The organism is Nocardiopsis exhalans, from assembly GCF_024134545.1.
GTDB lineage: Bacteria > Actinomycetota > Actinomycetes > Streptosporangiales > Streptosporangiaceae > Nocardiopsis > Nocardiopsis exhalans.
Map to the genome: position 1 here is coordinate 1 of NZ_CP099837.1, position 24,748 is coordinate 24,748.

Here is a 24,748-nt window from a genome sequence, read left to right on the forward strand (position 1 = left end):
TCTTGCTACCAGGAGCGAAGTCGGCGCCGAACTCGCTCCTGGTAGCAAGATCACGCAGAACCCGACAGAGACCAACGAAGAACCCGCACACGAACCAAAACCCCCACCATTCACATGTTCACAAACACCGGCAACAAAAAGAAGGGGGCCCGTTCCGAAGAACGAACCCCCTCCCCTCAAGAAAAACCGTGGCGGCGACCTACTCTCCCACCCCATCACAGAGCAGTACCATCAGCGCAAGGAGACTTAACGACCGGGTTCGGAATGAGACCGGGTGTGACCCTCCTGCTAAAACCACCACGGAAACCAACAACCACCATGACTCAACCCCAAACCACCAGGGGAATCACGACAGCCAAGCTTTCGTGAACAAGTGTGCGCGAACATCCAATTATCTGCAGCGGACAAGCCCTCGGCCTATTAGTACCGGTCAGCTCCACCCCTCACAGGGCTTCCACATCCAGCCTATCAACCCCGTCGTCTACAGGGAGCCTTACCCTCTCTAGGAGGCAGGAGACCTCATCTCGAAGCAAGCTTCCCGCTTAGATGCTTTCAGCGGTTATCTCTCCCGAACGTAGCCAACCAGCCATGCCCTTGGCAGGACAACTGGCACACCAGAGGTTCGTCCGTCCCGGTCCTCTCGTACTAGGGACAGCCCTTCTCAAGTCTCCAACGCGCACAGCGGATAGGGACCGAACTGTCTCACGACGTTCTAAACCCAGCTCGCGTGCCGCTTTAATGGGCGAACAGCCCAACCCTTGGGACCAACTCCAGCCCCAGGATGCGACGAGCCGACATCGAGGTGCCAAACCATCCCGTCGATATGGACTCTTGGGGAAGATCAGCCTGTTATCCCCGGGGTACCTTTTAGCCGTTGAGCGACACCGCTTCCACACGCCGGTGCCGGATCACTAGTCCCAGCTTTCGCTCCTGCTCGACACGTCCGTCTCACAGTCAAGCTCCCTTGTGCACTTACACTCAACACCTGATTACCAACCAGGCTGAGGGAACCTTTGGGCGCCTCCGTTACTCTTTGGGAGGCAACCGCCCCAGTTAAACTACCCACCAGACACTGTCCCCGAACCGGATCACGGTCCAAAGTTAGATGCCCGAAACAGTCAGAGTGGTATTTCACCAACGCCTCCACCGCCACTAGCGTGACGACTTCACAGGCTCCCACCTATCCTACACAAACCATCCCAAACACCAATGTCAAGCTATAGTGAAGGTCCCGGGGTCTTTCCGTCCTGCTGCGCGAAACGAGCATCTTTACTCGTAGTGCAATTTCACCGGGCCCATGGTTGAGACAGTGGGGAAGTCGTTACGCCATTCGTGCAGGTCGGAACTTACCCGACAAGGAATTTCGCTACCTTAGGATGGTTATAGTTACCACCGCCGTTTACTGGCGCTTAGATTCCTAGCTTCGCCGGGGCGAACCCCAACTAACCAGTCCTCTTAACGTTCCAGCACCGGGCAGGCGTCAGTCCGTATACAGCGTCTTACGACTTCGCACGGACCTGTGTTTTTAATAAACAGTCGCTTCCCCCCGCTATCTGCGACCCCACCCAGCTCAGGATGCAAGATCCGTCACCAGACAGGGCTCCCCTTCTCCCAAAGTTACGGGGACAATTTGCCGAGTTCCTTAACCATGGTTCACCCGAACGCCTCGGTATTCTCTACCTGACCACCTGCGTCGGTTTAGGGTACTGGCCACACACGAACTCGCTAGAGGCTTTTCTCGACAGCATGGGATCACTCACTTCACCGAAAACGGCTCGGCATCACGTCTCAGCCTTATGTGAGAGGCGGATTTGCCTACCTCTCGGCCTACACGCTTACCCCCGGACAACCACCGCCGGGTAGAGCTACCCTCCTGCGTCACCCCATCACTTACCTACTACAAGCTCGGGTCCCAGACCAGATACCAACGATCTCCCGAAGGATTTCGAAGGATCCAGCGTGGTTAGCATCACCTGATTCGATACTGGACGCTCGTGCACGGGTACGGGAATATCAACCCGTTATCCATCGACTACGCCTGTCGGCCTCGCCTTAGGTCCAGACTCACCCTGGGCGGATTAACCTGCCCCAGGAACCCTTAGTCAATCGGCGGCAACGTTTCTCACGTTGCTTTCGCTACTCATGCCTGCATTCTCACTCGCACACCCTCCACCACTCGATCACTCGGCAGCTTCACTGGATGCACGACGCTCCCCTACCAACCCAGCCCTTACAGGCTGAACTTCACAGCTTCGGCGGTGTACTTAAGCCCCGCTACATTATCGGCGCAGAACCACTTGACCAGTGAGCTATTACGCACTCTTTAAAGGATGGCTGCTTCTAAGCCAACCTCCTGGTTGTCTCAGCAACTCCACAACCTTTCCCACTTAGCACACGCTTAGGGGCCTTAGCTGATGATCTGGGCTGTTTCCCTCTCGACTACGAAGCTTATCCCCCGCAGTCTCACTGCCACGCTTCACTTAACCGGCATTCGGAGTTTGTCTGACGTCAGTAACCTTGTAGGGCCCATCAGCCAAACAGTAGCTCTACCTCCAGCAAGAAACACGTGACGCTGCACCTAAATGCATTTCGGGGAGAACCAGCTATCACGGAGTTTGATTGGCCTTTCACCCCTACCCACACCTCATCCCCCAGATTTTCAACTCTGGTGGGTTCGGGCCTCCACGAGGTCTTACCCCCGCTTCACCCTGGACATGGGTAGATCACTCCGCTTCGGGTCCACAGCATGCGACTCAAACGCCCTATTCAGACTCGGTTTCCCTACGGCTACCCCACCCGGGTTAACCTCGCCACACACCATGACTCGCAGGCTCATTCTTCAAAAGGCACGCCATCACAAGAACCGAAGTCCCAGCTCTGACGGCTTGACAGCACACGGTTTCAGGTACTATTTCACGACCCCTCACCGGGGCACTTTTCACCTTTCCCTCACGGTACTAGTGCACTATCGGTCATCAGGACGTATTTTGGCTTAGCAGGTGGTCCTGCCAGATTCACACGGAATTTCTCGGGCTCCGCGCTACTCGGGAGAACATCAACACCTAGACTCTTCCTTCACCTACGGGACTCTCACCCACTCCGGTACCGCTTCCCAACGGTTTCAGCTAGAAAAATCATCAGCGCTCCAGGCCGACAGACCTGAAAAGATGCATCCCACAACCCCGCACACGCAACGACTGCCGTCTATCACACGCATGCGGTTTAGCCTCTTCCCCGTTCGCTCACCACTACTAGGAGAATCACTGTTGTTTACTCTTCCTACGGGTACTGAGATGTTTCACTTCCCCGCGTCACCACCAACTACCCTATACATTCAGGTAGCGGCAACCCGACACAACTCGGGCTAGGTTTCCCCATTCGGACACCCGCGGATCAAAGCTCGGTTGACAGCTCCCCGCGGCCTATCGTGGCCTCCCACGTCCTTCATCGGCGCCTGATGCCAAGGCATCCACCGTGTGCCACTATCACTTGGCCACTACAGATAATAAGATGCTCGCGCACACTATTCACAAATCAAAACACCAACCACAAACTCCCCTACCTCAAACCACAACCCCGATCCTCACAAGGAGAACCAGAGCCGTAGGAGTTACTGGAGGTGGTAGCGGGATGCAACCCACAAGGGATTGCTTCCTCAGATACCCAACAGCGCGCCCCCTGACGCTTCTAGTCGCCAGAGGTGAAGTTCGATTCTACTTTAGCCACTCCCGAGTCGCACCAGACCATCAAGGCCCAGGCGCTCAGGTCCACTTCCGAGTCCGGCCGGCTGTAGAAAAAGTGCCGACCTGTAAAGACTCCTTAGAAAGGAGGTGATCCAGCCGCACCTTCCGGTACGGCTACCTTGTTACGACTTCGTCCCAATCGCCAGCCCCACCTTCACTCATTCCCTCCCCGAAGGGTTAGGCCACAAGTTTCGGGTGTTGCCGACTTTCATGACGTGACGGGCGGTGTGTACAAGGCCCGGGAACGTATTCACCGCGGCGTTGCTGATCCGCGATTACTAGCGACTCCACCTTCATGGGGTCGAGTTGCAGACCCCAATCCGAACTGAGACCGGCTTTAAGGGATTCGCTCCACCTTACGGTATCGCACGCCCATTGTACCGGCCATTGTAGCATGTTTGCAGCCCAAGACATAAGGGGCATGATGACTTGACGTCGTCCCCACCTTCCTCCGAGTTGACCCCGGCAGTCTCCTATGAGTCCCCACCATTACGTGCTGGCAACATAGAACAAGGGTTGCGCTCGTTGCGGGACTTAACCCAACATCTCACGACACGAGCTGACGACAGCCATGCACCACCTGTCACCCACCAACTAAATGACCCTGTATCTCTACAGGTCCACGGGTGATGTCAAACCTTGGTAAGGTTCTTCGCGTTGCGTCGAATTAAGCAACATGCTCCGCCGCTTGTGCGGGCCCCCGTCAATTCCTTTGAGTTTTAGCCTTGCGGCCGTACTCCCCAGGCGGGGCGCTTAATGCGTTAGCTACGGCGCGGAAACCGTGGAAAGTCCCCACACCTAGCGCCCAACGTTTACGGCATGGACTACCAGGGTATCTAATCCTGTTCGCTCCCCATGCTTTCGCTCCTCAGCGTCAGGTAAGGCCCAGAAACCCGCCTTCGCCACCGGTGTTCCTCCTGATATCTGCGCATTTCACCGCTACACCAGGAATTCCAGTTTCCCCTACCTACCTCTAGCATGCCCGTATCCACTGCAGAACCGGAGTTAAGCCCCGGTCTTTCACAGCAGACGCGACATGCCGCCTACGAGCTCTTTACGCCCAATAATTCCGGACAACGCTCGGACCCTACGTATTACCGCGGCTGCTGGCACGTAGTTAGCCGGTCCTTATTCCCCACCTACCGTCAACCCCGAGAGAACCCGGAGCCTGCGTTGGTGGTAAAAGAGGTTTACAACCCGAAGGCCGTCATCCCCCACGCGGCGTCGCTGCATCAGGCTTTCGCCCATTGTGCAATATTCCCCACTGCTGCCTCCCGCAGGAGTCTGGGCCGTGTCTCAGTCCCAGTGTGGCCGGTCGCCCTCTCAGGCCGGCTACCCGTAATCGCCTTGGTAGGCCGTTACCCCACCAACAAGCTGATAGGCCGCGAGCCCATCCCTGACCGATAAAACTTTCCACCCGCCACCATGAGGTGGCAGGTCATATCCGGTATTAGACGGCGTTTCCACCGCTTATCCCGGAGTCAGGGGCAGGTTGCTCACGTGTTACTCACCCGTTCGCCGCTCGTGTACCCCGAAGGGCCTTACCGCTCGACTTGCATGTGTTAAGCACGCCGCCAGCGTTCGTCCTGAGCCAGGATCAAACTCTCCATAAAGGTCAAACAACCCATCCCGGCGACCGTGAGGTCAGCCTGGGGTGAGTAAACCTAGAAGAAATCCTGACCGATCATCTCGCGATGACCAATCAAAGGAACCCTACGCACCGAAGTGCGTCGGGGCCAAAACAAACATGGCTTAAAGAAAATCAAACACGCGCTGTTGAGTTCTCAAGAAACAATCACTCTTCCCGTACAAGCGCCAGAACCAGCTGGTTCCGTCTGCTCTTCCGTGGAAGGCTTTTTTCTTCTGCTTCCCGGTCGCTTTCGCGTCCGTTCCGCTTCGTTGTGTCTTTACTTTATCAGGTGTTCCGCGCCCCGCCAAATCGGCGGTTTGTGTCAACCAGATCGGGGTAAAGCCCGTTGTGCTTTTCCCAGTCTAGCGTTTCCTCGGCGGTGTTTTCACCGCGTTGTTTTCGCTGGTCTGTTCGAAGCAACTCTCTGAGCTTACATGGCCCGAGGAGTACTCGAACCGCTGTGCTTCGGAGAGTGTCTGACTCGAAGATCCGATCACGCCCACAGGGAACCCGTGTTCGCTTCGACCGAGAAGATCGTGCTCCCCTAGCGGCCTTGGGCCGGTCGGAGGCGACTCGGAGAACATTACCCCCCACCCCGGGACGATGCAAACGACCACGGGTGTGTCCTGGGTCACGTTCTGGAGCACACCCCGTTCGTTCAGTTCAGGATGCTGCCGGCACCGGTCCCAGGGGCGGCGTACAGCCACTCGACCTCGAGATCCACGGCGGCCACGGTCGCCGGGGAGTAGGCCACCAGGGCCTCACTGCCCACGAAGGAAGCGGCCATCTGGGCGATGGTCGGGTTGTGGCCGACCACCAGGACCGTGCTCACGTCAGCGTCGACCAGGTTGACCAGTCCCAGGAGTTCGTCCGCTCCCGCGAGATAGGCGGCCTCGGCGTAGTCGGTCTCCGGCCGGAAGGAGAGCCCCCCGGAGAGTTCCATGGCGCTCAGGACCCCCTCCAGGGTCTGACGGGTCCGCTTGGCCGCGGAGCAGATCACGTGGTCCGGGGTGTACCCCCGCTCGGCGAGCAGCTGGCCGACGCGTTCGGCTTGGCCCCACCCCTTCGTGGTGAGGGCGCGGTCGTAGTCCGTGACCTCATAACTGTCCTCGGCCTTGGCGTGGCGCATCAGCAGGAGCGTCCGGTTCATGACGACAACACCGTCGCGACCACGGCGAGGAGGGCCATGAAGCCCACCATCGCCCCCACGGTGACCAACAAACCCTTGAACCCCGACAACGCCACTCCCTTGACCATGTGGTCGGTCCGCCGTGACCTGCGCGGTCACGCCCACCCAGGTTAGGTGTGTCCTCACCACCCTGGACGGCACCCCTCCCTTGGCGTCCCCTTCTCTCTTCGTGTCCGCTCTCTTGGTGACCGCACGCGGCGCGGCCGCCCGGGAGGTCCCGGACGGCCGCGTGCTCAGACAGTCTTCAGAAGACACTGTTCAGACAGAATCACTGTGCAGACAGAAACAGAAGAAGAGGGGTAGGAGGGGTCAGCCCTTGCCGGCATCCCCCGCGCGGGCTTCCTCCCTACGGTCGCCGTCCTTGTTCTCCGGACCGGTCTCGGTGCCGTCCCCGGTGACCTCGGTGTCGTCCCCTTCGGTGACGGCGCCACCGTCACCCGATTCGGGGGCGTCCTTGGGCGCGGAGGCACCACTGATCTCGGCGAGGTCGGTCTCGGTACCCGCGCCCCGGTTCTTGGACCAGAGGATGGCGCCGACCAGCACACCGACCGCGACCACGGTCACGCCGACCCGCAGAGCGGTGTTGTCCGCGTAGAGCACCACGCTGGGCGCGACGATCAGGGCGACGAGGTTCATCACCTTGAGCAGCGGGTTGATGGCCGGGCCCGCGGTGTCCTTGAAGGGGTCGCCAACGGTGTCGCCGATGATCGTGGCCTCGTGGGCGGCGGAACCCTTGCCGCCGTGGTGACCGTCCTCCACCAGCTTCTTGGCGTTGTCCCAGGCGCCGCCGGAGTTGGACAGGAACACCGCCATGAGCACACCGGCGGCGATGGCACCGCCGAGGAACGCACCGAGCGGGGCGTACCCGAAGGCGAACCCGACCGCGATGGGGGCCAGGACCGCGAGGAGACCGGGGGTGACCAGCTCGCGCAGCGAATCCTTGGTGCAGATGTCGACCACCCGCGCGTACTCCGGCTTCTCCGTGCCGTCCATGATCCCCGGGCGGGTGCGGAACTGGTTGCGCACCTCCAGGACCACGCGCTGGGCGGCGCGGCCCACCGCCATGATCGCCAGGCCGGAGAAGAAGAACACGACGCTGGCACCGATGATGACGCCGACGAGCACGTCGGGCTGGTCCAGGGAGAGGGAGAAGGAGTCGGGGTCGAGCCCGGCGAGGCTGAGCTGTTCCTGTACCGAGGTACGGAACGCGCCGAACAGGGCGGTGGCGGCCAGGACCGCGGTGGCGATCGCGATGCCCTTGGTGATCGCCTTGGTGGTGTTGCCGACGGCGTCGAGACCGGTGAGGATCTCGGCTCCCTTGCCCTCGACGTCCCCGGACATCTCGGCGATGCCCTGGGCGTTGTCGGAGACCGGACCGAAGGTGTCCATCGCGACGATGATGCCGACGGTGGTGAGCAGGCCGGTTCCGGCGAGGGCCACGGCGAACAGGCTGAGGGTGATGGATCCGCCGCCCAGGAGGAACGCCGCGTACACGGCGCCCGCGATGAGCAGGGCCGAGTAGACCGCCGACTCCAGGCCGACGGAGATGCCGGACAGGATGACGGTGGCCGCGCCGGTCTGGGAGCTCTCGCCGATGTCCTTGACCGGGCGCTTGTCGGTCTCGGTGAAGTAGCCGGTGAGCAGCTGGATGGCGGCGGCGAGCACCAGACCGATGAGGACCGCGGCGACCGCGATGAACCTCGGGTCGGGGTTGGTGCCCGCTTCGGCGATCTCGGCCATGACGCTCTCGCTGACCCCGTTCATCTCCTCGAAGCTGCTGGGCAGGTACCAGAAGGCGGTGGCGGTGACCAGGACGGCGGAGATCGCGGCGGAGATGAAGAAGCCGCGGTTGATCGCGGTCATCGCGGTCTTGTCCTTGGCCTTGGGCGCCACGATGAAGATGCCGATGATGGCGGTGATGACACCGATCATCGGGACCAGCAGCGGGAAGACCAGGCCCTCGGTGCCGAACGCGACCCGGCCGAGGATGAGCGAGGCGACGAGGACCACGGCGTAGGACTCGAAGAGGTCGGCGGCCATGCCCGCGCAGTCGCCGACGTTGTCGCCGACGTTGTCCGCGATGGTGGCGGCGTTGCGCGGGTCGTCCTCGGGAATGCCCTGTTCGACCTTGCCGACGAGGTCGGCGCCGACGTCGGCGGCCTTGGTGAAGATGCCGCCGCCCACACGCATGAACATCGCCAGGAGCGCGGCGCCGAAGCCGAAGCCCTCGAGGACGATGGGGGCGTCGCCCCGGTAGAGGACGACGACGAGCGCGGCACCGAACAGGCCGAGGCCGACGGTGATCATGCCCGCGACGCCGCCGGTGCGGAAGGCGATCCGCATGGCGCGGTGGTTGTCGCTCTCACCGCCGCCCCGCGCGGCCGCGGCGACCCGGACGTTGCCGCGGACCGCGAGCCACATACCGATGAACCCCGTCGCGGCGGAGAGCAGCGCGCCGAGGGCGAAGAAGAGCGACCGCCCGATGGCGATCGCCCAGCTGTCCGCGGGCAGCAGGAGTAGTAGAAGGGGGATGGCGACGACGAACACCGCGAGGGTTCGGAACTGCCGTTTCAGGTAGGCCGCGGCTCCTTCCTGGACCGCGACCGCGATGTTGCGCATTCGCTCGGTGCCCTGACCGGCGGCGAGGACCTCACGAACCAGCATCCCCGCGACGGCGAGCGCGAGCAGCGCGACCACCATCACGACGATGACGAGGGTGAGGTCCTTCCCCTCCAGCGCTAGAGCCATGCCACTTCCAGTGGCGAGGTTGAGCCCAGACAATCCGTCCTCCTTGAGACGGGCACGTCCTTTTCGGCCCCTCCGCGAAGGCGTGCGGAACGTCGGCCTCGTGGGCTTCGGTGCCGCGCACCGCCGTGGACGTACCGCTGTCCGAAAGGCATCTGAACTGGCTCAACGGCACGCTTGTCGGGGTCGAAGCGGTGCCACCTTTCTGTGTGGTGCACGCCGTCCGCGGTTACTCACGCGCGGACGGTGATCCGGGGATTCTACGCACGGAAAGAAATAAATCAGAGAGCTGATTCGGCATTTGCCCAAGAGAGATTAAAGATGTGATCTCACGGTGATCTTGGGAATCGGATAAAGTGCTTTATCGACCTGATTGATCGCGCATAGCTCCGCATAACGTGTTAACTCGATGTTAACGTTAAAGCACGCAGAAGCCCATGAAAGGGAAATTTGCCACTTAGGGATCAGAAGCCACAGGGGCCTCGGGCGCACCGGGCGCACCAGGGGGAAGCGGGGGGCCAGGCGGCTCCACGGCGATCGTCTGACAGCCGCCGGAGAACACTCGCCGTCCCTGCGCCGCTTCTTGACATCCCCTGGGATGGGGTGTGGTTTCGGCCTGGACGGAATCACCCTCCGGGCAACCGTATCCCGAAAAGGCCGCTGTCGCCCGGAAGACGAAAGACTCCGTCCCCTCGCCGCCCTCTCTATGGCCCCGCTCACCGGGCGGGACAGATCTACGCCTGGCGCAGGCGCATCCCCGAGGGGTCGATGCCGTCGCCGGAGGTCGCGCGGCCGGAATCGAGGTCGTCGGCCAGGGCCCGGGCGAACGCCGCCACACCGGCCACGTCCACCCCGTGCGGAGCATCGGGGCCGAAGGGCTCCACCCGGTCCGCACCGCGCCGGAGCAGGCGGGCCGCGCCGACCCGGTTGCCGCGCTGGGCGTGCGTGACACCCACGGCGGTCTGTGCGAGCCCCCGCCACAGTTCACGTTCCGGCTCGTCCACGGACTTCCACACCGCTTCGAGTACTTCGTGGGCGGTGAAGGCGAACCCGCCGTCGAGCAGGCGCTGCGCCTCGGCGATGCCCTCCTCCACGGTGAACACGGCGTCGTCGGGCACCCGGTCCACCTCGCCGACGCTGCCGTGCGGCATCGGGCGACCGTAACGGTCCCGCGGTCGCTGGTTCTGTGCCTGCCCGGTCTCGTTGCGATCGCGGACTCCCTCCGACCCTGGTCGAGGTCCCGTGCTCATGCGTGCCTCACCGCCGTTCGCCGCTGCATACCGCTGTTCACCGCCGGACGTTCACCGCTGTCGGCTGTCGTCCGCTGCCGGTCGTTGGCCGTCGATCTCCCGCAACCACCCTACGAGAGCCCGCTCCACCTCGCGCGGGCGCTCCTCGTGGGGAAAGTGCCCGGCACCCGGCACCCGCACCCAAACGAAGGGGCCGAGAACATGCTTGCGGGAGGAGCGCGCGGTATCCGGCGGGCACACGGGGTCCAGGGCCCCGTGCAGTTGGAGGACGGGGACCCGGACCGGGAGCCGCATCCGGTTGACGTACCTGAGCCCGTCCGTGCGCCACCGCGACCGGAAGATCCAGCGGTGGTACTCCAGGGAGCAGTGCGAGACCTTGGGGATCGAGAACGCGAGCCGGTAGCGCTCCCGCGCCTCCCGGTCCGGCCAACCCGGGGCGGACCACTCGTCGAGGAGCTCGCCCACGCGCACGCAGCCGTCGGCGAGGAGGCGGTGTTCGGGCAGGATCGGCAGCTGGGCGCGGAGCATGTGCCGGGTGCCCGGCCCGCCGGAGAACAGGACGCGCGCCGCGCGCCGGGGATGGGGGGCCGAGATCGCGGCCAGGGCGCGGACGGCACCGGGGTGGTAGGCGGTCATGGTCCATCCGACGAGCCCGCCGACTCCGTGGCCGACCACCGCGGCGTCGGCCGCGCCGAGCGCGCGGACCAGGCTCGCCATGTCCTGGGCCAGCCCCACGAGGTCGTAGCCGCGCGGTGTCTTGTCGCTGGCCCCGTAGCCGCGCAGGTCGACCGCGACGGCCCGGTACCCCGCCTCGGCCAGTGCGGGCAGCTGGTCGCGCCAGGCCCACCAGAACTGGGGGAACCCGTGCAGGAGGAGGACGAGTGGGCCCTCGCCGAGTTCGGCCACGTGGAACCGGGCACCGGCGGCGCTGACCGTTCGGTGGGTCCAGGGACCGTCGACGTAGGCGGCCGAGTCGTCCAGCACCGTCGGCTAACGGCCGGCGGGAGCGGGGGGCTCGCTGTCCGCGGCGGTCTCGACGTCAGCGCTGCGGGGCGGTCGGATCTCACCGCGCAGGATCCCCATGAGGCGCGAGGTGGTGACCGCGGTGCGGGCCAGGCCCTGGCGGCGTTTCAGGTTGATCACCGCGACCAGGATGAGGAGGGCGGCGATCAGCAGGTAGAAGCCGGTGACGGTCAGGAAGGAGAGCCAGAAGGCCCACCCTGCCACTTCGGCGAGGAAGAGGCCCACGGTGACCGAGAACAGGATCAGGACCAGGTGGAGGACGAAGGCTGCGGCCCCGAACTCCCCGAGGCTCTTGCCGATCTTGACCGCGTCGGCCTTGGCTTCGAGCTTGGCGAGCTTGATCTCGAGCCGCACGATGCGGGAGAGATTGTCGGTGGCGTCGGAGACCAACTCACCGATGGAGCGATCGGAGTCGCTGGCAGCGCCAGGTTGGCCGGCACCCGGCTTGTCCACCATCGTGGGGGTTCCCTTCTCTCGGTGCGAACACGCGGATGATCCTCCGCATCCTCGCACATGCCCTCCCTCCCATGTCTCTCACGGCACGCAAAACCGGGGGCTTCGGTTTCGTCACGTGAGTGAGCGGGAACGGCGCCCCGCCCCTTCGGAAGGAAGGAACGGGGCGCCGGGGTCCCCCGGCTGGACGGTGGCCGGGAGACGGTTCGGCTAGAGGGTCAGTCACCCTGCTTGGCGGAGGGCAGCTGCTTGGCGATCACGTCCATGATCGAGGAGTCGGTGAGGGTCGAGGTGTCACCGATGTCCCGGTTCTCGGCGATGTCGCGCAGCAGTCGGCGCATGATCTTGCCGGAGCGGGTCTTGGGCAGCTCGGGAACGGCGAGGAGCCGGGCGGGCTTGGCGATCGGGCCGAGCGAGGTGCCGACGTGGTTGCGCAGTTCCTGGACCAGGTCCTCGGGGACCTCCTCCAGGCCGCCGCGCAGGATGACGAAGGCGACGATGGCCTGGCCGGTCACCTTGTCGGCGGCGCCCACGACCGCGGCCTCGGCGACCTTCGGGTGGGAGACCAGCGCGGACTCCACCTCGGTGGTGGAGATGTTGTGGCCGGAGACGAGCATGACGTCGTCCACGCGGCCGAGCAGCCACAGGTCGCCGTCCTCGTCCTTCTTGGCGCCGTCGCCCGGGAAGTACAGGCCCTCGAAACGCGACCAGTAGGTGTCCTTGTAGCGCTGGTCGTCGCCCCAGATGCCGCGGAGCATGGACGGCCACGGCTCGCGGATGACGATGAAGCCGCCATCGCCGTCGGGGACGGAGTTGCCTTCCTCGTCCACCACGTCGGCGGCCACCCCCGGGATGGCGCGCATCGCGGCGCCCGGCTTGCCCGAGGTGACGCCCGGCAGGGGGCTGACCATGATCGCGCCGGTCTCGGTCTGCCACCAGGTGTCCACGACCGGTGTGTTCCCACCGCCGATGTTCTCCCGGTACCACATGTAGGCCTCGGGGTTGATCGGCTCACCGACCGAGCCGATGACACGCAGGCTCGAGAGGTCGTACTTGGCGGGGATCTCGTCGCCCCACTTCATGAAGGTGCGGATCGCCGTGGGCGCCATGTAGGCGATGGTGACCTTGTACTTCTCGATGAGCTCCCAGAAGCGGCCCTTGTGCGGGGTGTCCGGGGTGCCCTCGTACATGACGACGGTCGCCGCGTTGGAGAGCGGGCCGTAGACGATGTAGGAGTGGCCGGTCACCCAGCCGATGTCGGCGGCGCACCAGTAGACGTCGGTCTCCGGCTTGAGGTCGAAGACCGCCCAGTGGGTGTAGGAGGCCTGCGTGAGGTAGCCGCCGGTGGTGTGCAGGATGCCCTTGGGCTTGGCCGTGGTGCCGCTGGTGTACATGATGTACAGCGGGTCCTCGGCGTCGTGGGCCTCGGGGGTGTGCTCGGTACTGGCGGAGTCGACGACGTCGTGCCACCACACGTCGCGCTCGTTCCACTCGACGTCCTGGCCGGTGCGGCGGACGACGAGGACGTTCTCGACCGCGGGGCGGCCCGCGACGGCGCCGTCGACGGCGGGCTTGAGGGCGCTGGGCTTGCCGCGCCGGTAGCCGCCGTCCGCGGTGATGACGAGCTTGGCCTGGCTGTCGTCCAGGCGCTGGCCGAGGGCGTCCACGGAGAAGCCGCCGAAGACGACCATGTGCACGGCGCCGATGCGAGCGCAGGCGAGCATGGCGACGACGGTCTCGGGGATCATCGGCATGTAGATGGCGACGCGGTCGCCCTTGGCCACGCCCAGCGAGGTGAGGGCGTTGGCCGCCTGGGAGACCTGGTCCTTGAGCTCGGCGTAGGTGATGGCGCGGCTGTCGCCGGGCTCTCCCTCCCACTGGAGGGCGACGCGGTCGCCGATGCCCGCTTCGACGTGCCGGTCCACGCAGTTGACGGAGGCGTTCAGCTTGCCGCCGACGAACCACTTGGCGTAGGGCGGGTTCCAGTCCAGGACCGTGTCCCAGGGCTGCTCCCACTGGAGCCTCCGGGCCTGCTCCTCCCAGAAGCCGAGGCGGTCCTGCGCCGCGGTGTCATAGGCGTCCGCCTTGACGTTGGCGTTCGCTGCGAGGTCCGCGGGCGGCGGGAAGCTGCGGGTCTCGTGGAGAAGGTTGGACAGTGTCTCCTGGCTCGGGGGAGTGCTGTCGGCCACTGTGATTCTCCTTACGTTGGCGGTTAACACCCAATTAATCATGTGGTCCATACCGCGTGAACAGCTGGGGCGCCGTCCAGCGGCAGCGGGGGCCGGGCACGCGACGAACGGTCGGTGAACGGTCACCGGTCCGCGACGAGCGGTTCCGTGGTGCCCGGTCCGGGGTGGGAGCACACGGTGTTACCGCCGCGTAGTGTTGTTTTTCGTGAGCGAATCGACTTCTGCCTCCGTGCCCGACCCGCTGTCCCGAATCGCCGAACTGCCGGGGGTGAGCGACGCGGTCGAAGAGACGCGGACCCTGGTCGACCGGCTGCTGGGACACCGCATCCTGCGCCGCCGGAGCAGCGACGTGTCCATGGAGTCCTCCCTGCGCGGCGCGTGTGCGTCGGCCGCGCTGGAGGGCGCCGAGGTCTCGATGGACGAGATCCGGGACGGCCACGTGTACGACACCCGGATCAAGGGTGCGCTGCGGATCGGCGGTGAGCTGGGCACCCTGGTGGAGACCTGGCCCCAGGCGCCCCGCCAGGCGTTGGCACGGCTGCACACGCTGGCCGCGGCCGACGCCGTGTCCGAGGAGGCGCTGGGCCGCCCCCGGCTGGAGGGTGAGCGGATCGAGGACCCCCTCGAACTCGGCCCGGCGCCGAGCGCCGCCGGTGCCGCCGCCCGCCTGGAGGGCCTGTACACGCTGCTGGGCTCGCGGACGAAGGTGCCCGCACTGGTGACCTCCGCGCTGGTGCACGGCGAGCTGATGGCGATCCGGCCGTTCGGCTGGGGGGACGGTCTGGTGGCGCGCGCCGCCGAGCGGCTCACTCTCGTCGAGCGGGGCCTGGACCCCAAGTCGCTGGTCACGTCCGAGCTCGGACACCAGACCCTGAAGGACGAGTACGGTCCGGCTCTGCGCGGATACATGGCTGGCACCCCCGAGGGCGTCGCTGAGTGGGTCGTGTACTGCTGCCGTGCGGTGCGGGCCGGCGCACAGGACTCGCTGGCCACGTGTGAGGCGCTCAAGCGCGGCTGATGTCGCTGGTCGGGCGATCCAGTGGAAAACCCTCAAGTTCGCGAAACTAGTTCATTTACCAACGAGTAGTAACTCGGATACATATCAGTTCGGTCACGCTTGAACGTGAGCGAATGTTTCCGGATTGCTTCGAGTCGGTGCACACGCATGTCGAACGGCGCCTCGGACCGTTGGTCCGGGGCGCCGTTTCCGGCTCGCAGGTGCGGGTTAGCAAGCGTCACTATCTCTAGTCCGACCTGGTGGAACCCAGTTCCACCAAACCTGGACACGCCCTACGGGGCCCAGCGGAGCGTGGGTTCCCGCCCTCCGTGTCGGGGTGGGTCTTCGCCACCAGCTGCTTTCTTTCTACGCCGACGACCCTTCTTCCAAAAGGTGGTTGACTGAAGTTTTTATGTTGGATTCCCGAACCCATACACAGCATTGCGTGGTAGCGTCTGTTCTGGAGTCGAGCGAAGCGCCGACAGCGCAGGGCTAAAGTCCCGGGTTCCCGGCTTTTATGGGCGCAGACCGCCAATGCGGACATTGCGCCCTGGAACGGAACCGCCGTCGTTCTTCGCGGGAAGTGCGAACTCGGATCCCCCGCTCCAGGTGGTACCGGTTCGCGCGGCCGCTCCCGATGGACCCTCCCCAAGAGAGCGGAGTCCGGCCTATCCCCCCAAGGCCGGAACCGGTCGGCCCCAGTTCCCCCTGTGAGGACCGCCCGATGCGCTCCGTCTCGCCTGACGGGCCGGGACACACGACAGCCCCCGTACGTGTGTCCCGTCCGCCGGGTGAGGACGTTTCCCTTCCGGGCCCCGCGGAGTTATCCACAGATCAGAACTGGTCTCTTCCGCAGCGACCGCCATTCGGCGAAGGTCGAGAGTGCAGGTTCTCCGCACTTCCCGGAAGGTCCGATGGACGTCCCGCAGCGCACCCTGATCGCCACCTCCGACCCCGATCTCCTCGACGATCTCCTCCGGCTCGCCGCCGCGGCCGCCACCGAGGTCTCCATCTCCTCCAGTCCCGAACAGGCACTGCGCGCCTGGGGCCGCGCCCCGCTCGTCGTGGTCGGGCAGGACCTGGAACGCGCCCTCCGCACCGCCGAACCCCCGCCCCACCCGCGGGTCGCGGTCGTCTCCCGCTGCGGGGCTCCCCCGTCCGCCGCCAACGGGGTCCGTGACACCGGTGGAGCCGATGAGGCCCGGACGGCCGATGCCCCGGACGACAGGGACGGCGGAAACGACAGGAACGGCAGGGAGCTCCGGGACGGGGGTACCGCCTACCTGCTGCCCAGGGACGAGTCGGCCCTAGTCGACCTCTTCGCCTCCGTCTCCGACCGTCCTCCCGCACCCGTGGTGTCCGTCGTCGGCGGCCGGGGCGGTGCCGGGGCGAGCCTGCTCGCGGTCGCGCTCTCCCTGGCCGGTGAGCGGGCCGGGCGGTCCACCGCCCTGCTCGACGCCGACCCCCTCGGCTGTGGCCCCGACATCTACCTGGGCTGCGACCACACCCGTGCGGACGCCCGGACCGGCTGGGACGACCTGCTGCGCCAGCGCGGCCGGATGCCCTGGCGGACCCTGCGGGACGGCCTTCCCAAGGCCGGTCGGGTGGACGTGCTGACCTGGTCCCGGGGTGGCGGTAGCGACCGGGGACGCCCTCTGCCGGTCGGCGCGGTCCGGTCCGCGCTGGCCTCCGCACGACGCGGCACCGACCTGGTCGTGGTGGACCTGCCCCGCTCCTTCGACCCCGCCACCACCGTCTTCCTCAACCATTCCGCACTGGTGCTCGTGGTGGTCCCCGCAGACGTGTACTCGGTGGTCTCCGCGGCCCGCATGACCCACCGCCTCCAACAGGAGTCCGATCGGGTCCGAGTGGTGGTCCGCGGGGCCAGGGGCGGCCTGTCCACCGAGGTCATCGCCAAGAGTCTCGGGGTGCAACTCGGGGCCGACCTGCCGGCCGAGCCCGGGCTGTCCCGGCTGTTGCGGGCCGGTGACGTGCCCGCCCAGCACCCCAGGTCCCCGCTGGCCAGGTACGCCGACCTCGTGGTGGACACCCTCGTCAGCACGGAGGAGGCCCGGTGAGCAGAGCGCCGAGAAGAAGCGACCGGGGCGGGTCGACCGCGTGGGGAGGGTGGGCGGGGGTCGCTTCCCGTCGGGGCGGGGACGCCCGGCCCGGGGCCGCTCCCCCGGCTGCGGGCCGGGGCGAGAGCGCTGTGCTGGAGCGGGTCCGCGACCGATTCGTGGCCGCCGGGACGGCGGTGACCCCGGCCAATGTCGCGGCCGCGATCCGCGCCGAGGGCGGCGCCCTGGGTGACCGGGAGCTGCTCGCCATGACCCGCAGACTGGCCGCCGAACTCTCCGGGGCAGGGCCACTGGAGGACCTGTTGGCCGCGGACGTCACCGACATCCTGGTCAACGGACCGGACCAGGTCTGGGTGGATGCCGGGGACGGGCTGCGCCGGGCGCGCGACGTGCGTTTCGGTTCCGCCGACGAGGTGCGCAGACTCGCCCAGCGGCTGGCCTTCCAGGCCGGGCGGCGGCTCGACGCGGCCGCGCCCTACGTGGACGCGCGGCTGCCGAACGGGATCAGGCTGCACGCCGTACTGCCGCCGATCTCCCCCGAGGGCGCCTGCCTGTCCCTGCGGATCCCGCCCCGGAAGGTGTTCGGGCTGGACCGGCTGACCGCCTGCGGAAGCCTGACCCCCGCCGGGGCGGAGCTGCTGCGCTCCCTGATCGTCCAGCGCGTTCCCTTCCTGGTCAGTGGCGGTACCGGCACCGGAAAGACCACCCTGCTCTCCTCGCTGTTGTCGCTGGTGCATCCGAAGGAACGCATCGTGCTCGCCGAGGACTCCCCCGAGTTGCGCCCCGAGCACCCGCACGTCGTGCGGCTACAGACCCGCCCGGCCAATATCGAGGGCAGCGGGGAGGTCTCCCTGGAGACGCTGGTCCGGCAGGGACTGCGGATGCGCCCGGACCGGCTGGTGGTCGGCGAGGCGCGGGGGCCGGAGATCGTGTCGTTGCTGGGCGCTCTCAACACCGGGCACCAGGGCGGTGCCGGGACCCTCCACGCCAACGGGGCCGAGGACGTGCCCGCCCGGGTGGAGGCGATGGGGTGCGCCGCCGGGCTCGACCGGGGCGCGGTGCACAGCCAGCTCGCCGCGACCCGGGTCATGGTGGTCCACCTCGTCCGAGACGCTCGTGGGCGCCGCCTGTCCGAGATCCGGGTACTGCGCCAGGGCTCCTCCGGGCTGGTTCGGGCGGAACCGGCGGTGGCCTTCACCCCGGACGGACGCCAGTACGAGTACCCGGGCGTGGCCGAGGTCGTCTCCCGCCTGGGCGAGGAGTGGCGGCGGTGACCCTCCTGGTGGTTTTCACCCTGGCGGCGGCTCTGCTCTGGGCGCTACCGGGCGAGGGCCGCCATCGAGTGGTCAGGCTGTTCCCCGACCGGTTCCGGTCGGCTCCGGCCGTGGCCGGGAGGCTGGTCCGAGTGGCCCCCGTGCCGTCGTTGCGAAGTGCCCTCGCCCGTCGGAGCGCGGGAGAGGCGAGACGGCGGGCCGTGATCCTGCTGTGCCGGGTGATGGCGGCCGAGCTCAGGGCCGGGCAACCCCCGGAGACGGCGCTGCGGGTCGCGGCGTTGGAGGCGGGGCCGATGGTCGGTGAGGTGTCGGATGCTGCTTCACTGCGCCGGGTGGCCGAGCGGGACGAGGACCTGTGGGCGCTGGTCTATCTGGCGGCGTGCTGGGAGGTGGCGGCGGAGACCGGTGCGGGGCTGGCCGGGGTGGTGGACGCGCTGGCGGTCAGCCTGACCGAACGGGAGGAGCAGCGGGCCGAGGTCAGCGCCAGGGCGGCCGGGCCGCGCACCACCGCGCTGGTTCTGGTCGGTCTGCCCGTGGTCGGGGTGGCGATGTCGGCGGCGCTCGGCGGATCGCCCTTGGTGTTCCTGTTCACCACACCGTTGGGTCTGCTGTGCCTGGTCCTGGGTGTGCTGCTCGACGTACTGGGCGCCTGGTGGACCCTGCGGATGGTCCGGGGCGCGGTGTCCTGAGGGGGTGGAGGATGGTTTTCGAAGTGGCGGCAGTGCTGTGTGCGGTGGCCGCCGTGTGGGTCCTGTTCGGTTCGAACCAACGACGAGTGCTGAGGCTGGTGGCCGCTGCGCCGGAACACGACGCGGGCACAAGGACGTCCGCCCGGCGGCCGCTCGGCCCGTGGCTCCGGCTGTTCGCCGGGATGGGTGCCGCGACCCTGTTGGTGGCCCTGCTCGGTGCGGTGGGCGGGCTGGCCGCGGCCGGTGGCGGTGCCTTCCTGTGGTTACGGGCCCGGGAACGCCGTAAGCGCCCCGAACGGCTGCCGGTCACCGACGACCTGCCGGTGCTGATCGGGCTGATCGCCTCGGGCATCCGGGCCGGGGTGACGCTTCCGGCCTGCCTGACCGCGGTGTCCGGTGCCGCCCGCGGCGGTCTGGGGGAAGAGCTCGCGGCCGTTTCCGAGCAGTTGAGACTGGGCGCCGAACCCGCCCTGGCCTGGCGGAGGCCGACGCTGCCCGAGCCGCTGGCCGAGGTCGGCCGGGACCTGGTCCGCACCACCGATACCGGAGCGCCGGTGGCCGACCAGCTCGACCGGCACGTCGCCGACCTGCGCAGGCAGCTGAAGGCCCGGACCACCGCCCGGATCGAACGCATGGGGGTCCTGGTGGTCGCTCCCCTGGGTCTGTGTTTCCTGCCCGCCTTCATCCTGATCGGCGTGGTCCCCATGGCCGCCGACCTCCTCACCACGGCCCTGTCGTACTAGTCGGTGATCTGGTGCGGCGGCGGCCCTGGTATCGGATCGGGAAGCGGGGCCAGCCGACGGTCAGGCGCAGGGCGAGGGCGGTGATCAGCAGAAGGATCAGCACGGTGGTGGAGACGGTTCCGACCAGGCGGGAGAGCGTGCTCAACCGGGCGGGGTCCTCGTAGGCGAAGTGGCCGACCGGGTTCGGGGCGGCTTCTGATTCGGGAGGCACCAGTGCCCGGACCGTGGCGGTGGCCCCCGGCGGGTCCCGCTCCGGGGCTGGCTCTGGCGTGCTGCTCTCCGAAGGCGCGGAGCCCTCCGAAGGTGCCAGGCCTTCCGAGAACCCGGTGCCCCCTGAAGGCTTGGAGTCCTCCGAAGGCTGCGGCCGGGTGGGGCGGGAGGGCGGCGGCGCCGGCCCCGAGGGGGGTGCGGGGGAACTGTCCGGTGTTGGTTCGGTGCCCGGCGGCCCCGGTGTCGGTCTCGTGGACGGGGTCCGCGCTGGTGCGTCCAGGAGGTGGAGATCGGGTGGGCAGCGGCCGGGCGAGGCACTCGGATCGGGCGAGGGTTCGGAGTCGTGCAGGAGCGTAGGGCCAGGCAGCGGCGTTGCGGCGGAGACTCCGGAGCAGGGTTCGGATTCGGCGAGGACCGGGCCGCACAGCAGGAGGGCGCAGGCCAGGACCGGGTGGACGGTCATTCCACCTCCTCGCTGGGGTTGTGGACGGGTCCGGCCCTTGCGCGGGCGCTGACCTCCCGGGGCAGGGCTGACGCGGGGAGCGAGACCGTCACCGTGACGGTGAGGCCGCTCAGCTCGCAGGTGTCGAGGGTGGCGCCGTTGGCCTCGGCGGTGCGCCGGGCCGCCGCGCAGACCGTCCCCGTCCCCTCGTGGGCCCGCGCCGCCGCCGCGAGGGCGGCGAGGTCGGCGGCGGCCGAGGCGCGGTCCCGGTCCAGGCGGGCCGCGGCGGTGAGGAGCAGCGCGTAGGTGAGGAACCACAGCAGGACGCACAGGGAGATCCACCAGACGGTGGCCGAACCGGCGTCCGGCGTCCTAGGTCCGGGCTGACAGGGGCCTGGCTGACAGGGGCCTGGCCCTCTGAGACTGAGCTCTCCTGGTCCGGTCGGCCTCATCCGCCCGGTTCCAGGGGAACCGCCGCGCTGCCACCGACCCCCAGGGGCGGGGCCCGGAGCGGCCCGAGGACGAGCTCCGCGCGGACGGTGACCCTGGCCATGCCCGCGCTCTCGGTCAGCTCGACCCTTGCCTGTTCCGGGGCCGCGGACAGGGCCAGGGCCCGGGCGTGTTCGGGTGGCTCTCCCCGGGCCAGGGCCCGAGCCCCGATCCGGGCGGCGTCGGCGCAGGAGAGCTGTGCGGCCGCCGCGGCCAGCGCGCTGAACGCGATGGCCAGCATGAGCAGCAGCGAGGGGAGCACCATCGCGGTCTCCATCGTCACGGAGCCGCGGTCAGGGGCGGGCTTGGAGGGCATCGGTGATGATCGTTCGAAGAGCCGAGCTCACGGGTTCGCTGCCGAGGAGGAGGATGAGGGCGCCGGCGAAGGTGACCGCGGCGACGGTGCACATCGCGTACTCGGCGGTGCTCATGCCCCGGTCAGAGGCGAACGGGGGCAGGGTCGGGCACGGGAAAGAGAACATGGGACCTCCCGGGTGGTCCGGACGGAGAGGGTTCCGTCCGGCCGTTCCAGGTTGCGCCGTTCCGGTCCGGAGCGAAAGCCGCTGCCCCCAGCCTGTGGATAACTTCCCCGCCCGCGCACCCCGCCATCCGCTCCTGGGGAACGCCTCCCGGTCAGCCGTTGTCCGTCGCGGGGGTCCCGGTCTCCTCGGCCTTCTCGGCGGAATTCCTGTCTTCCGTGTGCCCGGGGCCCACCGCGGGATCCGGGTCGCCGGTTCCCAGGACCTCGTCGAGGAGGCGGAGGGCTCCCGGTTTGCTCAGGGGTTCGTTGCCGGTTCCGCACTTGGGTGACTGGATGCACGAGGGGCAGCCCTGTTCGCACTCGCAGTCGGCGATCGCCGCCCGGGTGGCGCCCAGCCACTCGCGGGCCCGGGCGTAGCCTCGTTCGGCGAATCCGGCGCCGCCGTCGTAGCCGTCGTAGACGAACACCGTCAGCTTCCCGGTGTCCCCGTGTACGGCGGTGGAGACACCGCCGATGTCCCAGCGGTCGCAGGTGGCCAGCAGCGGGAGCAGGCCGATGGCCGCGTGCTCGGCGGCGTGGGCGGCGCCCAGGAGCGCCACGTCCTGCTTACGGAGCCGGTTCTCCCCCTCGTGCGGCAGGGTCCACCAGACCGCGCGGGTCTGGAGGGTGCGCTCGGGCATGTCCAACGGCTGTTCTCCGAGCACCGAACCGGTGCGCACGTCGCGTTTGAGGAAGCCCACCACCTGGCGGGTGACCTCCACCTCGCCGAAGTAGACCGTGGCGCCGCTCGGCCAGGCCTCCTCGCGCAGCACGGACTCCACGGTGATGTCAGTGGTGTCCCTGGCCCAGGTGCTGTAGGGCGGTTCGGCGGCGTGCACCAGGGCCACGCCCTCGTCCAGGTCGAGGTCGTCGACCAGGTAGGTGGCGCCCTGGTGGAGGTAGACCGCCCCCGCGTGGACGGTGCCGTGCGCGGCCGCCTCGTCGATCTCGCCGAGCAGCTGGCCGCTGGCGGTGTCGACGATCTGGACCGGTGGGCCACCCGCCCCGCGAATATCGGCCAGGTCACTTGCCCGTTCATGGCTTGTCCAGAACCAACCCCGTGGGCGCTTTCTGAGCAGTCCCCGGGCCACGAGTCCGGCCAGTTGCCCCTCGGTCGTCTCGCCGAAGAGGTCGAAGTCGGCACGGGTGATCGGTAGTTCCTGGGCCGCCGCGCACAGGTGCGGACCGAGGATGTGCGGGTTTTCCGGATCGAGGACGGTGGCCTCGACCGAACGCCCGAAAATGGCCTCCGGGTGGTGCGCCAGGTAGGTGTCCAGGGGGTCGTCCCGGGCGATGAAGACCGCCAGGGCGTCCTCCCCCCGTCGCCCCGCCCGGCCCGCCTGCTGCCAGAGCGACGCCAGCGTGCCCGGCCAGCCGGCGATGAGCACGGCGTCCAGGCCGCTGATGTCCACCCCGAGCTCCAGGGCGTTGGTGCTGGCCAGGCCCAGGAGCTCACCCGAGCGCAGGGCCTCCTCCAGTTCCCGGCGCTCGTTCGCCAGATAGCCGCCGCGGTAGGCGGCCACCCGGCGGGCGAGGTCGTGCTCGCCGTTCTCGGTGAGCATCCGCTGGGCGTTCAGCGCGACCACCTCCGCGCCCTGGCGCGAACGCACGAACACCAGCGTTCTGACCCCGTCCCGGACCAGGTCAACGAGCATTTCGGCGGCCTGGGAGGGCGCGGTCCGGCGCACCGGGGCGCCGTGCTCACCGGTGAGATCGGTCATCTCCGGCTCGACCAGGGCGACGGACATCCCCGGCCGGGGCGAGCCGTCCTCGCTCACGGCGGTGACCGGGACCCCGGTGAGCCGGGTGGCGCTCTCGGCCGGTGAGCCCGAGGTCGCCGAGGCCAGGACGAACACCGGCTCCGAGCGGTAGCGGGCGCACACCCTGCGCAGACGCCGCAGGATCTGCGCGACGTGCGAGCCGAAGACCCCCCGGTACCGGTGCGCCTCGTCGATCACCACGTAGCGGAGCCGCCGCAGGAACCTGGACCACGCCCCGTGCCTGGGCAGGATCCCGTGGTGCAGCATGTCCGGGTTGGTCAGGACGTAGTTGCCGTGCTCGCGCACCCAGGAGCGCTCCTCGGCGGTGGTGTCCCCGTCGTAGACCGCCGCCCGCATGCCCGAAAGTCCCAGGTCCGTAATCCCTCTGAGTTGGTCCTGGGCGAGCGCTTTGGTCGGTGAGAGGTACAGAACCGTTTCACCGGAGTCAACCGCCTCCACCGCGGGCATAAGGAAGGCAAGCGACTTCCCCGAGGCGGTACCCGTGGCTATGATCACATCACGGCCCGAGCGTGCGAGGTCGGCGGCGGCTGCCTGGTGGGACCACGGACCCGTGATCCCCCGTTCGGCCAGTCGTTCGACCAGGTGGGGGGCTGTCCACTCCGGCCAGTCCCCGCTCACACCCGCGTTCCGGGCCACATGCTCGATATGGGTGACCTGCGGGTACCGGTTGTCGTCACGCCACACACCGGGGAGCACGGGCTCCGATCGCCTCATCGAGTCCCTTCCTCACTGGACACGTTCACGAGCTGCTGGCCCTCGCCCCGAGGTCGGGTCAACGGTCGACATCGGTTTCAGTGTGACATCCGGGGTAGGAGTGGCGCGGGGTGACTGTTTTCCTGTGCATAGCGGGAAGACACTCACGAGACCCGTGGTTGAATGCGTGCTGGTGGGGTAACGCCCGGCAGAGATACTTCGCGATATTTCGCGGTTCGGCGCTGGAGGACTTGTGGATTTGAAGCTTGATCATTACACCGAGGGCGACACCGAGATCGTCGTCGTTGAGGGTGAGATCGATGTCTATACCGCGCCCCGGCTCCGTGAGCTGTTGATCGACCTGGTCAACAAGGGCAACTTCCACCTCGTGGTCAACATGGAGAAGGTGGAGTTCCTGGACTCGACGGGCCTCGGTGTGCTTGTGGGCGGCCTGAAGCGGGTCCGTGCTCACGACGGGACCCTGGACCTGGTCTGCACCCAGGAGCGGATCCTGAAGATCTTCCGGATCACCGGCCTGACCAAGGTGTTCGGCATCCACGGTTCGGTGCAGGAAGCCATCGACAAGCGCTCCTCGAAGTAACCCAGAGCG

At 67.2% G+C, this 24,748-nt stretch carries 17 protein-coding genes and 3 rRNA genes; 6 read left to right on the forward strand and 14 right to left on the reverse strand.

Annotated features, from left to right (window positions below; genetic code table 11):
- Positions 1 to 186: 186 nt before the first annotated feature.
- The 9 genes from rrf to acs form a co-directional block, all read right to left on the reverse strand.
- Positions 187 to 302: ribosomal RNA gene (gene rrf / locus NE857_RS00005) — 5S ribosomal RNA — on the reverse strand.
- A gap of 97 nt (positions 303 to 399) precedes the next feature.
- Positions 400 to 3,496 (reverse strand): 23S ribosomal RNA (locus NE857_RS00010).
- 327 nt (positions 3,497 to 3,823) lie between these two features.
- Positions 3,824 to 5,356: ribosomal RNA gene (locus NE857_RS00015) — 16S ribosomal RNA — on the reverse strand.
- The 16S, 23S and 5S rRNA genes sit together here, the layout of an rRNA operon.
- 675 nt (positions 5,357 to 6,031) lie before the next feature.
- Positions 6,032 to 6,523 (reverse strand): SixA phosphatase family protein, encoded by a 492-nt coding sequence (locus tag NE857_RS00020; RefSeq protein WP_254419242.1) that lies wholly within the window; start codon positions 6,521 to 6,523, stop codon positions 6,032 to 6,034.
- A 348-nt stretch (positions 6,524 to 6,871) separates the two neighbouring features.
- On the reverse strand, positions 6,872 to 9,310 hold the full coding sequence (locus tag NE857_RS00025) for a sodium-translocating pyrophosphatase (protein WP_254419243.1): 2,439 nt from the start codon (positions 9,308 to 9,310) through the stop codon (positions 6,872 to 6,874).
- 731 nt (positions 9,311 to 10,041) lie between these two features.
- Positions 10,042 to 10,557 carry a DUF309 domain-containing protein gene (locus tag NE857_RS00030; RefSeq protein WP_254419244.1) on the reverse strand — a complete coding sequence of 172 codons (516 nt, stop codon included), beginning with the start codon at positions 10,555 to 10,557 and terminating at the stop codon, positions 10,042 to 10,044.
- Positions 10,558 to 10,608: 51 nt separating this feature from the next.
- Positions 10,609 to 11,541 (reverse strand): alpha/beta fold hydrolase, encoded by a 933-nt coding sequence (locus tag NE857_RS00035; RefSeq protein WP_254419245.1) that lies wholly within the window; start codon positions 11,539 to 11,541, stop codon positions 10,609 to 10,611.
- 6 nt (positions 11,542 to 11,547) lie between these two features.
- Entirely contained in the window at positions 11,548 to 12,036 is a 489-nt protein-coding gene (locus NE857_RS00040; protein WP_254419246.1) for a phage holin family protein, read from the reverse strand.
- Positions 12,037 to 12,251: 215 nt separating this feature from the next.
- Positions 12,252 to 14,222 (reverse strand): acetate--CoA ligase, encoded by a 1,971-nt coding sequence (gene acs, locus NE857_RS00045; protein ID WP_017583847.1) that lies wholly within the window; start codon positions 14,220 to 14,222, stop codon positions 12,252 to 12,254.
- A 205-nt stretch (positions 14,223 to 14,427) separates the two neighbouring features.
- Between acs and NE857_RS00050 the strand changes: the two genes are divergently transcribed.
- From NE857_RS00050 to NE857_RS00070, 5 genes are all read left to right on the forward strand, one after another.
- Positions 14,428 to 15,240: a Fic family protein gene (locus tag NE857_RS00050; protein ID WP_184366911.1), complete on the forward strand. Its 813-nt coding sequence runs from the start codon at positions 14,428 to 14,430 to the stop codon at positions 15,238 to 15,240.
- Between the two features lie 893 nt (positions 15,241 to 16,133).
- The gene (gene ssd, locus NE857_RS00055; RefSeq protein ID WP_254419247.1) at positions 16,134 to 17,297 is read left to right on the forward strand and encodes a septum site-determining protein Ssd; all 1,164 of its coding nucleotides are present in this window, start codon (positions 16,134 to 16,136) and stop codon (positions 17,295 to 17,297) included.
- A 131-nt stretch (positions 17,298 to 17,428) separates the two neighbouring features.
- Positions 17,429 to 18,571, forward strand: a complete 1,143-nt coding sequence (locus tag NE857_RS00060; protein ID WP_254421817.1) for a TadA family conjugal transfer-associated ATPase — start codon at positions 17,429 to 17,431, stop codon at positions 18,569 to 18,571.
- Positions 18,559 to 19,260, forward strand: coding sequence for a type II secretion system F family protein (locus NE857_RS00065; RefSeq protein ID WP_254419248.1), 702 nt, complete (start codon positions 18,559 to 18,561; stop codon positions 19,258 to 19,260). Before NE857_RS00060 ends, NE857_RS00065 begins: the two co-directional genes overlap by 13 nt.
- Before the next feature lie 11 nt (positions 19,261 to 19,271).
- On the forward strand, positions 19,272 to 20,003 hold the full coding sequence (locus tag NE857_RS00070) for a type II secretion system F family protein (protein ID WP_254419249.1): 732 nt from the start codon (positions 19,272 to 19,274) through the stop codon (positions 20,001 to 20,003).
- Here the strand turns inward: NE857_RS00070 and NE857_RS00075 are convergent.
- From NE857_RS00075 to NE857_RS00095, 5 genes are all read right to left on the reverse strand, one after another.
- Positions 19,981 to 20,214: a hypothetical protein gene (locus NE857_RS00075; protein ID WP_254419250.1), complete on the reverse strand. Its 234-nt coding sequence runs from the start codon at positions 20,212 to 20,214 to the stop codon at positions 19,981 to 19,983. The genes NE857_RS00070 and NE857_RS00075 overlap by 23 nt on opposite strands.
- A gap of 458 nt (positions 20,215 to 20,672) precedes the next feature.
- The gene (locus NE857_RS00080) at positions 20,673 to 21,107 is read right to left on the reverse strand and encodes an Rv3654c family TadE-like protein (RefSeq protein WP_254419251.1); all 435 of its coding nucleotides are present in this window, start codon (positions 21,105 to 21,107) and stop codon (positions 20,673 to 20,675) included.
- Positions 21,104 to 21,460: a TadE family type IV pilus minor pilin gene (locus NE857_RS00085; RefSeq protein ID WP_301184286.1), complete on the reverse strand. Its 357-nt coding sequence runs from the start codon at positions 21,458 to 21,460 to the stop codon at positions 21,104 to 21,106. The genes NE857_RS00080 and NE857_RS00085 overlap by 4 nt, the downstream gene beginning before the upstream one ends.
- Positions 21,438 to 21,626, reverse strand: coding sequence for a DUF4244 domain-containing protein (locus tag NE857_RS00090; protein ID WP_254419252.1), 189 nt, complete (start codon positions 21,624 to 21,626; stop codon positions 21,438 to 21,440). The genes NE857_RS00085 and NE857_RS00090 overlap by 23 nt, the downstream gene beginning before the upstream one ends.
- Before the next feature lie 151 nt (positions 21,627 to 21,777).
- The gene (locus NE857_RS00095) at positions 21,778 to 24,159 is read right to left on the reverse strand and encodes a DEAD/DEAH box helicase (RefSeq protein WP_254419253.1); all 2,382 of its coding nucleotides are present in this window, start codon (positions 24,157 to 24,159) and stop codon (positions 21,778 to 21,780) included.
- Positions 24,160 to 24,391: 232 nt separating this feature from the next.
- Between NE857_RS00095 and NE857_RS00100 the strand changes: the two genes are divergently transcribed.
- Positions 24,392 to 24,739, forward strand: coding sequence for an STAS domain-containing protein (locus NE857_RS00100; protein WP_026117083.1), 348 nt, complete (start codon positions 24,392 to 24,394; stop codon positions 24,737 to 24,739).
- The last annotated feature ends 9 nt before the right edge of the window (positions 24,740 to 24,748 follow it).